Below are 14,225 nucleotides of genomic sequence, written 5' to 3' on the forward strand. Positions count from 1 at the left end.
CACACGCTAATAAAGCGTTCGCAGCCAAGGAGAGGGCTTGGAGTGATGCCACTGGCGATCAAAGCGGGTGATGTAATCCTCGGCAATGGGCCTCAAGTTATAACTGCCCCAGCCATCGGCATTGATTCGCGGGTGGTGAACCAGTAGGCCGCAATTATCTGCGAGTAGATAACATTCCTTTTGTTCCACAATTTGCTTGCGCGGTAAAACCCGAATTTCTACGGCACTCAGTTTTTGACTCAGGGTAACCAATTGGTGGCGATTTTCGCGCAGGGGTTTGTCGTCGTGAATCAAAAAGCGCACAGTGACATCCCGGTGCTTTCTCGCCAGTTGTGACACTTGATCGACAAAGCTGTCACTGCCATAAATCTCAGGTTCTAGTGAGGGGCTTAAAACTCGCAAGCTACGCCGACACTGGCCACTCATGTCCAAAACACTCTCAGGCAAATTCCGAATCCGAAATTTCTTTCCATCCACACCGAGCTCACGCTGCTTGCGCAAAACTACGCGCATGGTTTGATGGGGAATACCCGCATCCATAAACACCGGGCCTTCCGCTACGAAACCTTCTTTAGCGTAAAAGTGAAGGGCGTGAAGCTGGGCACTAAGCGAAAGTTCACGAAAGTTCTGGGCGATGCCTGCCTGAATAATAGCGCGCAACAGATGTGTACCTACCATTGCTTTGCGATAGGGTTTGAGTACCGCCATGCGGCCGATTTTGCCGTCTGGCGTTAGGCGAGCGGTGCCGACCGGCTGGCCATCGGCAAATGCAATCCAGTGCTGGGAGATAAAGTCTTGGTCGTCGATCTCAAGCTCAACGGGAACCTGTTGTTCGTGAACGAAGACCGCTTCGCGGATGGAGTAAAGGGTGGGAAAATCGGTGGACCAGTCGGTTTGCTGTATATTAATAATCATCGTCATCCATGATGAGAATTGCGTTTTTTTGTAATTCCTGCAGCAGTGTTTCGCCAAGTTGCTGACAAAGCTCAGGAGCCAAAATCGCATCGCCTTCCAGTTGGCATAATGCTTTTACGGCGTTTTTCTGATGTTCTGAATAAGAGAACGCCTGTCCATCAGCGTAGAGGTAATACGCGTCGTACGCCAGTCTTGCGCCCAAACGCAGGGAAAACTGCTCCCCTTGTTGTTCGTAAACCTCAATGCTGTGCTTATGGGTAGCGGTCATCAATTCACCAAACCATTTGCGTAAAAACACATCATCGTCCAATTTTTGCTGAAGATGTGTTCGCAATTCATTTAATACGCTGTCGGGGATAAAAGCGCTCTCGGCGTCAGCGACTAGCTTAGGGTCGCGGTAGCGCTGTGATTCATTTAGCTCGGCGGCAAGCGCATCGGCCCAATGGCCCAATAATTCGCCACTTGAGGGCGCGCGGAAACCGACCGACAGGGTAATGCAATTATCGCCAACACCATGCCCCCAATGAGCCACACCGGGGGGGATATAGAGAATATCGCCGGGATTCAGCAGATAGTCATTTTGAGTATCGAAATTGGAGAGCAGTCGAAGCTGGTCGTGCTGACGGAGGGAGCTTTGTTCATCACAGTGTTGACCGACTTGCCAACGCCGTTGACCGGCACCTTGAATCAGAAAAACGTCGTAATTGTCGAAGTGGGGGCCAACATTGCCACCATCTACGGCAAAGCTGATCATTATGTCTTCGGTGCGCCAGCGCGGCAAAAAGCGAAAATGTTCGAAAATCTCAGCGACTTCGGGAATCCACTGATCGACACCCTGTACTAATAACGTCCAGTTTTTGGCTGGAAGTTTAGTGAAATCAGTTTCAGAGAAAGGGCCGCAGCGCAGTTCCCAATCATCGTCTTGCTCAATGATGATTCGGCTTTCAACCTCTGCTTCACAGGCAAGCCCAGCCAGATCGTCGCCCTCTACGGGGCAGATAAAATCGGGCAGGGCTTGTTCGAGCAGGCAGGGGCGCTGCTGCCAATACTGATCCAGGAAATCTTGGGGATCGAAGTCAGACAGCGCCATGACGAGTGTCGTTTAGATGCGTTTTGCTTGATCGGCGGCATTGCCGATATAGCTGGCTGGCGTCATCTCGCGTAAATCCTGCTTGGCGGCTTCAGGAATTTCCAAAGTTTCAATAAAGCTCGCCAAGGTTTCACGAGTGATACGCTGACCGCGAGTCAGGGCCTTGAGTTTTTCGTAAGGTTCTTCAATGCCGTAGCGACGCATAACGGTTTGAATGGGCTCAGCCAAAACTTCCCAGCTATCGTCCAAATCCGCCGCCAGTCGAGCCGGATTAATTTCCAGCTTGCTTAGGCCTTTCATCGTGGCTTGATAAGCGATTAGGCTGTAGGCAAAACCTACACCCATATTGCGCAGTACGGTGGAGTCGGTCAGGTCGCGCTGCCAGCGAGAGATCGGCAGTTTTGCGGCCAGATGTTGCAACACCGCGTTGGCAATTCCCAGGTTGCCCTCGGAGTTTTCAAAGTCGATAGGATTCACTTTGTGCGGCATGGTGGAAGAGCCCACTTCGCCAGCAATGGTGCGCTGTTTGAAATAACCCAGCGAGATATAGCCCCAGATATCGCGATCTAAATCAATCAAAATGGTATTGAAGCGAGCCACGCCATCAAACAGTTCGGCGATGTAGTCGTGGGGTTCGATCTGGGTAGTGTAGGGGTTCCAGCTCAGGCCAAGTTTGCTGATGAAATCCTTGGCATTGGCTTCCCAGTCAATAGCGGGGTACGCAGAAAGGTGGGCATTGTAGTTACCAACAGCACCGTTAATTTTGCCCAGCAATTCAACTGCGCCAATGGCATCGTACTGACGACGCAGACGAGCGACCACATTAGCCAATTCTTTACCCATAGTGGTGGGGCTGGCGGTTTGACCGTGGGTGCGAGACAGCATTGGCATATCAGCCAGCTCGTGAGACAGGGAAGTCAGCTTGTCGATAATGGCCTGCATTTCACCCAGCATTAGCGCGCGGCCTTCGCCTAGCATTAACGCGTGGGAGAGGTTGTTGATGTCTTCCGAGGTGCAAGCGAAGTGAACAAATTCAGAAATCGCCGCCAGTTCGGCGTTGCTGGCGATGGATTCCTTAATAAAGTATTCAATCGCTTTAACATCGTGGTTGGTGGTGGACTCGATGTCTTTAACGCGCTGGGCCTGAGCTTCGCTAAAGTTGCTGATCAGGTTTTCCAATACTTGATTGGCGTCAGCAGATAGCGCGGGAACTTCTTCGATTTGGGCATGCGCGGCCAGTTGTTGCAACCAGCGGACTTCAACAATCAAACGGCTGCGGATCAGACCGTATTCGCTGAATACGGGTCGCAGTGATGCGGTTTTGGAACCGTAACGACCGTCGACGGGAGAGATGGCTGATAGGGCGGATAAGTCCATGCGCGGAGTCCTGTGTACTGATTTGGAAAGCGCGCAATAATACACCAATGTGAGGCCGATTTCCGGCCCTGAATCCCGCTCTAGTGCAGTATTTCCTGATTTAATAGGGTACTGGCACAGCGGTAGTAGGCGTTCTTGCGCATCAATAGCCCGAGACGACTGCCACCACTTTGTCGCCACAAATACGTGGCCCGGATGGCGGCCAGTAACAGGGCGCGTATTCGGTTGGCATTATTCGGGTTTTGAAGCTGTTGTGCGCTACCGGTAATCTGAATGCGAAATTTGTATTTCGACAGAGTATCGGTGTAAACCCCGCCCAAGGAAGAGCATAACGCGCCCAGATCTTCCGTGAATTCCCGTTGTTTGTGGGTGTGTTCAAGACGGCTGCGCAATACCGCAGCGGTGTCGTTATCCCGACTGAGTTTGCGTTGTAAATGCAACACCCCTAAGCAGTAGCGCAAGATGCTCTGGCGCTCACCGTAATCATTGCCACTGAGTAAGTCGCGCAGGCTGCGCAGACCAAAGGCAAGGTTACTGACGCCGTTAAAAGCCTGTTCGGGGTTTTCGGCATCCGTAATAAAGAGACTTTCTAAACTGGCTTCTAACGCGGCGGGATCAGCCTGCCCGGTGCGGGCGATTTGATCTACCAGATGGGTGCTCTGCACAATAGCCGCCAAGGCTAGGGTTTGTTGTCTAAGAGCCGCATTTTTATCGGGGAGTGCAGCATTCATTGGCGATTAATCCCCGCTTCTATAATGCCGCCGCCCAAACAGATTTCCCCATCATAGAAAACAGCAGACTGGCCCGGCGTGATCGCTCGCTGAGGCGTGTCGAAGTGCACAATATAGCCCGTGTCATTCGCTTCTATTACGCAGTCTTGGTCGGCTTGACGGTAGCGGGTTTTGGCTTTGCAGCGATAGGGCAGGGCCGGCATTGCACCGCTAATCCAATGAATTTCGCTCAACAACATGCTGTCTTTGAACAATCTGGGATGCTGGCTGCCTTGAGCAACAAGCAATACATTGCGCTCTAGATCTTTGTCGATGACATACCACGGCTCATCGCCGCCACCTTTTACTCCGCCAATGCCCAAACCTTGGCGCTGACCAATGGTGTGGTACATCAGGCCGCTGTGTTTGCCCATGGGCTCGCCATCAACCGATTCAATTGCGCCGGGTTGAGCCGGTAAGTACTGCTGCAAAAAATCTTTAAAACGGCGTTCGCCGATAAAGCAGATGCCGGTGCTGTCTTTTTTATCGTGGGTGACCAGATCGTATTCTTCTGCCAGTGCCCGAACCGCCGGTTTTTCCATTTCACCCACGGGAAACAGGCTGCGAGCCAATTGCTCAGCGCCCACCGCATGGAGGAAGTAGCTCTGATCTTTATTATTGTCGAGACCTTTTAATAAGTGGGTATCGGCGCCTTCGCCCCGGCGGCGACAATAGTGGCCGGTGGCAATATAGTCCGCCCCCAATTCGATGGCGTAATCCAGGAACGCACGGAATTTAATTTCCCGGTTGCAGAGAATGTCCGGGTTGGGGGTTCGGCCCGCACGGTATTCCTGTAGAAAGTGTTCGAAAACATTGTCCCAGTATTCGCCGGCAAAATTGACCGTATGCAGATAGATATCCAGCTTTTGGCAAACCGCGGCGGCATCCATTAGGTCGGTTACGGCGGTACAATATTCGGTGCCGTCGTCTTCGTCCCAGTTTTTCATAAACAGGCCTTCGACCTGATACCCCTGTTGCTTGAGCAGCAGGGCGGCAACGGAGGAGTCTACGCCGCCAGACATACCAACAATGACTTTGGTCTCGTTGACTGGTTTGGCTGCATAATTAGGCGTATTTGTCGTCATGAGCCGGCCCCATAAATCCCATTTCCATAGATCATCGATAGGGGATAGCGGTGTCCCGCCAGATAGCGTTCGAGGCAATCCAACACCATGGGACTGCGTAATTGAGCTTGTCGCTCTCGAAGCTCGTCGGCGCTAAGCCAGATTGCCTGATCTATATCTTTATCCATTTGGTGTTCAGCACAAAAGGCCAGCGGGCGAGCAAAGAAAGTGGTGCGATGATAGGTCACATTATTGCTGTCAGCGGTGTACAGGCCCAGACCAACGACACCAAGAATTTCGACCTGCCACTGGGTTTCTTCCAAGGTTTCGCGGATCGCGGCCTCGACCAAGGATTCACCTTGCTCAAGGTGTCCTGCGGGTTGATTAATCACCTGCCGGCCTTCTTTAGTTTCTTCGACAAATAAAAAACGGCCTTCATTTTCGACAATGGTGGCAACGGTAACGTGGGGTATCCAATCCATTCGGCGGGTCTGACTCGCGATAATTCTAATGCGGGCTATTCTAAACGAATCAATTACTTGCGACCACGGCCTCGACCGTTATTGGCGCCGCTACGCGGCGTTTTAACCCTTGATGGTCGATGCTTGTTTTGGCCAATGCGCGCTTTGGGTTGGCATAGCTCTCGATACAGCTCAGGCTTTAGTCTAATTGCCTGATGTGCGCCCGGCTCGATACCATCAATTGTCCACGGGCCAATGGCGTAGCGGATTAAACGCAGGGTAGGGAAGCCAACCGCAGCGGTCATACGCCGAACCTGCCGGTTTTTTCCCTCGGTGATTTGCAGCGAGAGCCAGCTGGTGGGGATGGCGGCGCGAAAGCGTACCGGGGGATTTCGCTCCCACAGGGATTTGGGTTCAGCAATACGCTCGGCAATAGCGGGTTTGGTCAGGCCGTCTTTGAGCTCAACCCCCTTGGCCAGTTGCGCAATTGCCTCGCTGGTGATTTCACCCTCAACCTGAACCCAATAGGTTTTGGCGAGTTTGCGGTCGGGGTGGGCGATGCTGTGTTGGAGGGCGCCATCGCCGGTCAGTATAAGCAGGCCCTCGGAATCGTAATCGAGGCGACCAGCCGGATACACCGCCGGGGTGTCGATAAAATCAGCTAGGGTCGATTTATCACCGTCCCGGCGAAATTGGCTCAGGACTTTGAACGGTTTATTGAGCAGAATCAAATCTGACATGGTGGTTCTGCTATATTCATGGGAGAAATCTCGTCATAAAGTGTTATAATGCGGCGCCGCTTTGCAATCGGCTAGCTATTTCCTCTGACAGGAAAAGCCGTATTGTGAAACGTCACTGTCGCTGAACGGCGCTATAGTCGTGAACTAGACAGTAACCAATACAAAAATTCAATCAAAAGCATGGAGTCAAAGAATGGGATACCAACACATCAAGGTACCTGCAGAGGGTGAGAAAATCACCGTTAATGCGGATCTCTCCCTGAATGTACCCGATCGGCCGATTATTCCTTTTATCGAAGGTGATGGCATCGGGATCGACATTACTCCGGTGATGATCAACGTTGTTAACGCAGCGATTGAGAAAGCCTACGCCGGCAGCAAAAAAATCAGTTGGATGGAAATCTACACCGGCGAGAAAGCCGCCGAGATGTATGACGGCGACTGGTTCCCCGCAGAAACCTTGGATGCGATCAAAGAATACGCGGTGGCCATTAAAGGCCCACTGACTACGCCCGTTGGCGGCGGTTTCCGTTCTTTGAACGTTGCCCTGCGTCAAGAGCTGGATCTGTATGTATGTCAGCGCCCAGTTCGCTGGTTCGAAGGCGTACCTTCACCTGTTAAAGAGCCCGGCAAAACCAATATGGTGATTTTCCGTGAAAACTCGGAAGACATCTACGCCGGTATCGAGTGGCAAGCCGGTTCTGCAGAAGCAGACAAGCTGATCAACTACCTGCAAGAAGAAATGGGCGTAAGCAAAATCCGTTTCCCACAAAACTGCGGTATCGGTATCAAGCCTGTATCTGAAGAAGGCACCAAGCGTCTGGTACGCAAAGCTATTCAGTACACCATCGACCAAGATCTGCCTTCACTGACTATCGTGCATAAAGGCAACATCATGAAGTTCACCGAAGGCGCGTTCAAAAACTGGGGCTACCAGTTGGCGATGGAAGAATTCGGTGGCGAGCTGCTGGATGGCGGCCCATGGGTAAAACTGAAAAACCCAAATACTGGCAAAGAGATTATCGTTAAAGACGTCATCGCTGATGCGATGTTGCAGCAAGTTCTGTTGCGTCCAGACGAGTACAGCGTTATTGCCACTTTGAACCTGAACGGCGACTACCTGTCAGACGCATTGGCGGCACAGGTTGGCGGTATCGGTATTGCTCCAGGTGCAAACCTGAGCGACAACGTTGCTCTGTTCGAAGCCACTCACGGCACTGCACCAAAATACACCGGTCAGGACAAAGTGAATCCCGGTTCATTGATTCTGTCTGCTGAGATGATGCTGCGTCACTTGGGCTGGAACGAAGCAGCTGATCTGATCATCAATGGTATGAACGGTGCTATCCAAGCCAAGACCGTAACTTACGACTTTGAACGTCTGATGGAGGGTGCAACCCTGTTGAAGTGTTCTGAGTTTGGTGATGCGATCATCAAGCACATGTAAGGCTTGATGTAGCGTTCTTGCAAAAGCTCTGATGCCCACAAGCATCGGAGCTTTTTCTTTTTAGGCTTTTACGAACCCGAACCTTCGGCAGCGCGAATATTGACCGCGTGAATGCCTTTAGGACCTTGTTCTGCATCAAATCTGACTGGCTGTCCGGCCTTTAGTGTTTTGTAGCCTTCCATCGTAATGGCGGAATAGTGCGCAAACACATCTTCCCCCTTTTCCTCCGACAGAATAAACCCATATCCCTTGGCGTTGTTAAACCACTTCACAACTCCATTTTGCATAGCAATCCCCCTTGCTTTGTCGTTATAGTTATTAATAGATGAAGACTTGTATTTTTAGTATTAACCCCCATTTTTAATGTACCGGGAGTGCGGCGTCAAGCGCCGGTGTTTTCCCGGTTAATGCTCGGTGATAACCCCTATTGCTCAGCATTTGGTTGGTGATAAGCTCGGGATGAACGGTGAACAATAGTTTCGATATATACAGTATGAGTGATGCCGATGAGTTTGATGAAGGTCATGGCATTGCAGTTCAGGAATCTAAACCGGAATTAAAAAAGCCGCCGATGTATATGGTGGTTTTATTGAACGACGATTACACACCCATGGAGTTTGTCGTTGAGATTCTGGAAGATTTTTTTTACATGGATCGTCAGCGGGCAACCCAAGTTATGCTGATGGTTCACACTCAAGGCAAAGGCGTATGCGGTATCTTCACTAAAGATATAGCGGAAACCAAGGCCGCACAGGTGAACCAATATGCCCGTGAAAGTGGCCATCCCTTGCTGGCCGAAATCGAGGAAGGGGACGAGTAACGTAAAGTATGTCAGAAGTTGTAAAGCACCTATTCGTAGTCGGTAGTATCAACAGAGGCGTCACGGTCTATGTTAAGTAAAGAACTGGAAACCACCCTGAGTCAGGCGTTTAAAGCCGCACGCAGCAAACGCCACGAATTCATGACTGTCGAACATTTATTGTTGGCACTGGCTGACAATAATGACGCAATGCGCGTCTTACTCGCCTGTGGCGCCGATCTACTTCAACTCAAAAATGAATTGCAGGAATTTGTTGAGGCCACCACACCTCGCATTCCCCAAGATGATATCGAGCGCGATACCCAGCCAACACTGGGCTTTCAGCGCGTTTTACAGCGCGCGGTTTTTCATGTGCAATCCTCGGGCAAGCAAGAAGTTACCGGTGCTAATGTGCTGGTTGCCATTTTCAGTGAGCAAGAAAGCCAAGCGGTTTATTTTCTGAAATCCCAAAATGTCAGTCGGCTGGATGTGGTCAACTACATTACCCACGGTATTTCCAAAGTTTCCGGTCACGAAGGTATTGAAAGCGATCAGCAATCTGAGCAAGAACAGGAAAATGCCGATCCAGAACAAAAGCCACTGGAAAATTTCACTACCAATCTCAATACCGAAGCGAAAGCGGGGCGAATTGATCCATTAATTGGTCGCGCTGATGAAGTTGAGCGCGTAGCGCAAATTCTTTCTCGTCGCCGTAAAAACAATCCACTGTTGGTCGGTGAATCTGGCGTGGGCAAGACAGCGATCGCTGAGGGTTTGGCTAAACGCATCGTCGATGGTGAAGTCCCCGATATTCTCAAAGACAGCGTGGTCTACTCGCTGGATATGGGCGCACTGCTGGCGGGCACCAAATACCGGGGTGATTTTGAAAAACGCCTTAAGAATCTGCTCGCCGATTTGAAAAAGCGTGAAGGCGCGATTTTGTTTATCGATGAAATCCACACCATTATCGGCGCTGGTGCGGCGTCTGGCGGAGTGATGGATGCCTCCAACCTGCTGAAACCGCTATTAAGCTCTGGCCAGTTGCGTTGCATTGGTTCCACCACATTCCAAGAGTATCGCGGGATTTTTGATAAGGATCGCGCACTGAGTCGCCGCTTCCAAAAAGTGGACGTGGGTGAGCCTTCTGTCGAAGACACTTTCCTGATCCTGAAAGGATTAAAGTCCCGCTTTGAGAGTCATCACGATATCAGTTACACCGATGGTGCCTTGAAAACCGCCGCGGAATTATCAGCACGCTATATCAATGACCGCTTCCTGCCCGATAAGGCGATTGATGTTATTGATGAGGCGGGGGCATACCAACGCTTACAAACCGCCGAAAAGCGGGCTGAAATCATTGATGTGCCTGAAATCGAAGCGATTGTTGCCAAGATTGCCCGTATTCCACCCAAAAGCGTGTCCTCTGACGATAAGGCCTCGCTGGAGAAGCTGGAAGACAACCTCAAAATGGTGGTCTTCGGTCAGGATCAAGCGATCAGCGAACTCAGTGCCTCAATCAAACTGGCTCGTGCTGGCCTGAAAGCACCAGACAAGCCTATTGGTTCATTCCTATTGGCTGGCCCAACCGGGGTGGGTAAAACCGAGGTGACTCGACAGCTTGCCAAGTTGCTGGGCCTAGAGTTGATTCGCTTTGATATGTCTGAATATATGGAACGCCATACCGTATCACGATTGATTGGTGCGCCTCCGGGCTATGTCGGTTTTGATCAGGGTGGCTTGCTAACCGATGCAGTAACCAAGCATCCGCACTCTGTGGTGTTGTTGGATGAGATTGAAAAAGCCCATCCAGATTTATTTAACCTGCTGTTGCAAGTGATGGATCACGGCTCACTAACTGACAACAACGGCCGCAAGGCGGATTTTCGCAATGTAATTTTGGTGATGACCACCAATGCCGGTGCGGAAAATATCAGTCGTCGTTCCATTGGCTTTACCGAGCAAGATCACCATACCGATGCTTCTGAGGCTATTAATCGCTTGTTTACACCAGAATTCCGCAACCGTCTGGATAGCATTGTGACCTTCGGGCCGCTGGCGGAAGAAGTGGTGCTAACGGTCGTGGATAAATTCCTGGTGGAACTGCAGTCGCAATTGGATGACAAGAATGTGGTGTTGCATGTTGATGACGATGCGCGCCGCTGGTTGGTAGACAAAGGCTATGACCGCACCATGGGTGCCCGACCTATGGCCCGAGTGATTCAAGAGCACATCAAAAAGCCACTGGCTGAAATGGTGTTGTTTGGTGATCTGCAAGACGAGGGCGGTGATGTCTTTATCTCGGTTAAAGACGACAAACTCGAGTTGCGCAGCGAAGTTACCGAAAAACCGATGGAGCCGGCGTAATCCGCCGCGCTCCATATTTACTTAAGATGTAGTTGTAAGAAGTAACTGCCCAAAACGAAAAAAGCGCCGGAAGGCGCTTTTTTTATATCTCAGACTGCGTCAGCGACGCTGCTGGATTTCGAGATTAACGACCGCGGAAAGTAATACGGCCTTTTGTCAGGTCGTATGGGGTCAACTCTACTTTTACTTTATCGCCGGTCAAAATGCGAATGTAGTGCTTACGCATTTTTCCAGAAATATGGGCGGTAACCACGTGGCCATTTTCCAGGCGAACACGGAAGGTGGTGTTTGGAAGGGTATCGATAACTTCGCCTTCCATTTCAATTTGGTCTTCTTTTGCCATTCGGCAGGATTCCTCGACTGTTTGGGGTAACGCAATGGTCGAAAAAGGGCTTCGACGGGCTTCAGCTTACACGGAGGCGGAGCCCCCAAAAAAATCAGCGCGTATTCTGCCTGAAAGCGGGCTAATTGGCAATTTATTACTGGGCACCTATTAATTCAATAATAGCCACTGATTCTTAATTAAAAGCTCAATCGGCCGGTAGTTGGTTTTATAGCGCATCTTGTCGCAGTCTCTAATCCAGTAGCCAAGGTAGAGATAGGGCAGTCCGCGTTCGGCACAATTTTGAATCTGCTCCAGAATAGCAAAGCTGCCCAAGCTGCGGCGGGTTTCATCGGGATCGTAGAAAGTATAAATGGCGGACAAACCATCGAGCAGGACATCAGACACCGCAATCCCTAATAGCCGCTCATCGAGATAGAAATGCCGAAACTCGGTGCTGTCGTGGCCATCATTGATAAAACTCTCGTATTGTTCAACCGAGGCTGGATACATATCGCCATCTTGATGACGCTGGTTGATATAGCGTTCATACAAGCGGTAAGCGCTTGGATCAGGTGCGCGTTTAACTTCCACACGCAAATCACTATTGCGGTTCAAAATGCGCCGCTGACTGCGACTAAAAGCAAAATCGCTGACGGGTATTCTACTGGCAATACACTGCTCACAATTTTGACACTGCGGGCGATACAAATGTTGGCCGCTGCGGCGAAAGCCGCGCTGGGAAAGCTGGGTGTAAACAATATTATTGATGTCGATATCAGGGTCGACAAATACCGTGGTCGCGAGCCGGTCTTTAAAGTAGCTGCAATCGTGAGGGCGGGTGGCGTAGAGTTTGATTTGCTGAAGTTCGCTCATGGCGAAACTATGGCGATTTTTTTACGGTTTGACTAGCCTGTACCTTAATCAGAGCTGCTCTTGTTTGGCACTACTTCCCAAAACATTGATTCCCAAGACTGGGCTTTGCGAAGCTCAGGGCGTGCATGATCATTCAAATATCTGCGGAACATCGGGCGGCCAATATCCTCTGCGCCCATGCTGTACAGATAGTCATTGCCAACCTGACAATCAATCATTACAAAGCCTTCGGCTTGCAGGTGTTCGCAGAGATGAACCAGTGCGATTTTTGATGCGCTGGGAGCGCGACTAAACATCGACTCGCCAAAAAAGATATTGCCGATCGCCAAGCCGTAAAGGCCGCCAACTAACCGTTCCTCTTGCCAAACCTCAATCGAATGGGCCCAGCCGAGCTGGTGCATTTGCTTATACGCCCGTTTCATCGCCGTGGTAATCCACGTTCCTTCGCGCTTTTGGGTTAGTTCAGAACAGGACTCAATGACCGCATCAAACGCGGAATCAAAGCGAATTGTGAAGGCATCTTGCCGAAGCTGCTTTCTCAGGCTGCGACTAATATGAATACGTTCAGGAAATAACACGGCGCGGGGCTCAGGTGACCACCATAAAATAGGCTGGCCTTGCTCGTACCAAGGAAAGATACCGTGTTGATAAGCGTCGAGAAGACGAGAGGGGCTGAGATCACCACCAACGGCCAAAAGTCCATTTGGCTCGGGGAGTGCGGTATCAATATCGGGAAATGCGCCGCCATCAGCAGATAGCCAGGGAATATCGATTGGCTGATCGCTCATAACGGCGCAATTTACCTTATTTACTAAAACCGATTGTTTAAAACTTACTGATCCAGATAACGCTCGGCATCCAGTGCGGCCATACAACCAAAACCGGCTGAAGTAACCGCTTGGCGATAGATGTGGTCAGCCACATCACCCGCCGCGAAAACACCTTCAATGCTGGTTTGGGTCGCGTTACCGTCGATACCGCTCTGAATTTTCAGATAGCCGTTATGCATGTCCAGTTGATCGGCGAAAATATCGGTATTGGGTTTGTGTCCAATCGCAATAAATACACCGGCGACGTCGATTTCTTGGGTGGCGCCATCTTTGGTGCTAGCCAAACGCAGGCCGGTTACGCCGCTGTCATCGCCCAGCACTTCATCCAAAGTGTGATTCCAGATGATATTGATATTGCCGTTCTCGGCGCGCTCCAGCAGCTTGTCTTGCAGAATCTTTTCAGAACGCAGGGAGTCGCGGCGATGCACCAAGGTGACCTCGGCGCAAATATTCGATAGGTACAGCGCTTCTTCTACAGCGGTGTTACCGCCGCCAATAACGGCCACTTTCTTGCCGCGATAGAAGAAACCGTCACAGGTTGCACAGGCGGAAACACCTTTACCCATAAACGCCTCTTCCGAAGGCAAGCCAAGGTACTGAGCAGAAGCGCCCGTGGCAATAATCAGCGCATCACAGGTGTAAGTATTGCTACCGGTCAGCGTGAACGGACGATTTTTCAGGTCTACTTTGTCGATATGATCAAACAGAACCTGGGTTTCAAAGCGCTCGGCGTGGGCCTGCATACGCATCATTAGCTCCGGGCCTTGTACGCCATCGGTGTCGCCGGGCCAGTTATCAACCTCGGTTGTGGTGGTGAGCTGACCACCTTGCTGCATACCGGTAATCACCACCGGATTGAGGTTGGCGCGGGCGGCGTAAACAGCGGCAGTGTATCCGGCAGGGCCAGAACCGAGAATAATAAGGCGGTGGTGTTGTGTGTCACTCATGAATACGTTTCCATTAATCTCTGACTGTCGGCGCAACAAAATGGCGACGACACGGTTAAAAAATGAGCAAGATGGGCAAAATCGAAGCCCGTATCTTAGGTTAAATTTTACCGAGCAGCAAAGCTGCCAAGTGCGCATTTTTATTTTACATAATGCTACCATTGCCGGTGACTTGGTTTTGCCAATGAAAGTGATTTGTAAAAACAATTGAACCGCTAAAAGG

At 50.8% G+C, this 14,225-nt stretch carries 15 protein-coding genes; 3 read left to right on the top strand and 12 right to left on the bottom strand.

Translation table 11 applies throughout. The features are described 5' to 3' along the window. Window positions 1–6: 6 nt before the first annotated feature. The 7 genes from IB286_RS09505 to IB286_RS09535 all read right to left on the bottom strand — a co-directional run bounded on the left by IB286_RS09505 (window position 7) and on the right by IB286_RS09535 (window position 6,417). Complete coding sequence (locus IB286_RS09505) at window positions 7–915, bottom strand: GNAT family N-acetyltransferase (RefSeq protein ID WP_190764822.1); 909 nt, start codon at window positions 913–915, stop codon at window positions 7–9. Further along, entirely contained in the window at window positions 905–2,005 is a 1,101-nt protein-coding gene (locus IB286_RS09510) for a cupin domain-containing protein (protein ID WP_190764824.1), read from the bottom strand. Before IB286_RS09510 ends, IB286_RS09505 begins: the two co-directional genes overlap by 11 nt. Before the next feature lie 12 nt (window positions 2,006–2,017). Next, a complete protein-coding gene (gene purB, locus IB286_RS09515; protein ID WP_190764826.1) occupies window positions 2,018–3,382 on the bottom strand; it encodes an adenylosuccinate lyase in 1,365 nt (454 codons plus the stop codon). Window positions 3,383–3,462: 80 nt separating this feature from the next. After that, window positions 3,463–4,113, bottom strand: a complete 651-nt coding sequence (hflD, locus tag IB286_RS09520; RefSeq protein WP_190764828.1) for a high frequency lysogenization protein HflD — start codon at window positions 4,111–4,113, stop codon at window positions 3,463–3,465. Then, a complete protein-coding gene (mnmA, locus tag IB286_RS09525) occupies window positions 4,110–5,237 on the bottom strand; it encodes a tRNA 2-thiouridine(34) synthase MnmA (protein WP_190764829.1) in 1,128 nt (375 codons plus the stop codon). Before mnmA ends, hflD begins: the two co-directional genes overlap by 4 nt. Next, entirely contained in the window at window positions 5,234–5,698 is a 465-nt protein-coding gene (locus tag IB286_RS09530; protein WP_190764832.1) for an NUDIX hydrolase, read from the bottom strand. Before IB286_RS09530 ends, mnmA begins: the two co-directional genes overlap by 4 nt. Before the next feature lie 53 nt (window positions 5,699–5,751). Further along, window positions 5,752–6,417, bottom strand: coding sequence for a pseudouridine synthase (locus IB286_RS09535; RefSeq protein ID WP_190764834.1), 666 nt, complete (start codon window positions 6,415–6,417; stop codon window positions 5,752–5,754). Window positions 6,418–6,610: 193 nt separating this feature from the next. Between IB286_RS09535 and icd the strand changes: the two genes are divergently transcribed. Continuing rightward, a complete protein-coding gene (gene icd / locus IB286_RS09540; protein ID WP_190764836.1) occupies window positions 6,611–7,864 on the top strand; it encodes an NADP-dependent isocitrate dehydrogenase in 1,254 nt (417 codons plus the stop codon). A gap of 68 nt (window positions 7,865–7,932) precedes the next feature. Here icd and cspD read toward each other — a convergent pair whose 3' ends face one another. Next, window positions 7,933–8,151, bottom strand: coding sequence for a cold shock domain-containing protein CspD (gene cspD, locus IB286_RS09545; protein ID WP_190764838.1), 219 nt, complete (start codon window positions 8,149–8,151; stop codon window positions 7,933–7,935). A 206-nt stretch (window positions 8,152–8,357) separates the two neighbouring features. On the opposite strand from cspD, the gene clpS reads away from it, so the two are divergent. Both clpS and clpA read left to right on the top strand, forming a co-directional pair. After that, a complete protein-coding gene (gene clpS, locus IB286_RS09550; protein WP_190764971.1) occupies window positions 8,358–8,684 on the top strand; it encodes an ATP-dependent Clp protease adapter ClpS in 327 nt (108 codons plus the stop codon). A gap of 69 nt (window positions 8,685–8,753) precedes the next feature. Then, entirely contained in the window at window positions 8,754–11,027 is a 2,274-nt protein-coding gene (gene clpA / locus IB286_RS09555; protein ID WP_190764840.1) for an ATP-dependent Clp protease ATP-binding subunit ClpA, read from the top strand. Between the two features lie 124 nt (window positions 11,028–11,151). Here clpA and infA read toward each other — a convergent pair whose 3' ends face one another. From infA to trxB, 4 genes are all read right to left on the bottom strand, one after another. After that, entirely contained in the window at window positions 11,152–11,370 is a 219-nt protein-coding gene (gene infA / locus IB286_RS09560; protein WP_022957154.1) for a translation initiation factor IF-1, read from the bottom strand. A 150-nt stretch (window positions 11,371–11,520) separates the two neighbouring features. Further along, the gene (locus IB286_RS09565; RefSeq protein WP_190764842.1) at window positions 11,521–12,225 is read right to left on the bottom strand and encodes an arginyltransferase; all 705 of its coding nucleotides are present in this window, start codon (window positions 12,223–12,225) and stop codon (window positions 11,521–11,523) included. Window positions 12,226–12,269: 44 nt separating this feature from the next. After that, complete coding sequence (gene aat / locus IB286_RS09570) at window positions 12,270–13,013, bottom strand: leucyl/phenylalanyl-tRNA--protein transferase (RefSeq protein WP_190764844.1); 744 nt, start codon at window positions 13,011–13,013, stop codon at window positions 12,270–12,272. 44 nt (window positions 13,014–13,057) lie between these two features. Then, entirely contained in the window at window positions 13,058–14,002 is a 945-nt protein-coding gene (gene trxB, locus IB286_RS09575; RefSeq protein WP_190764846.1) for a thioredoxin-disulfide reductase, read from the bottom strand. Window positions 14,003–14,225: the final 223 nt, after the last annotated feature.

This window comes from Spongiibacter pelagi, from assembly GCF_014705705.1.
GTDB classification, from domain to species: Bacteria; Pseudomonadota; Gammaproteobacteria; order Pseudomonadales; family Spongiibacteraceae; genus Spongiibacter; species Spongiibacter pelagi.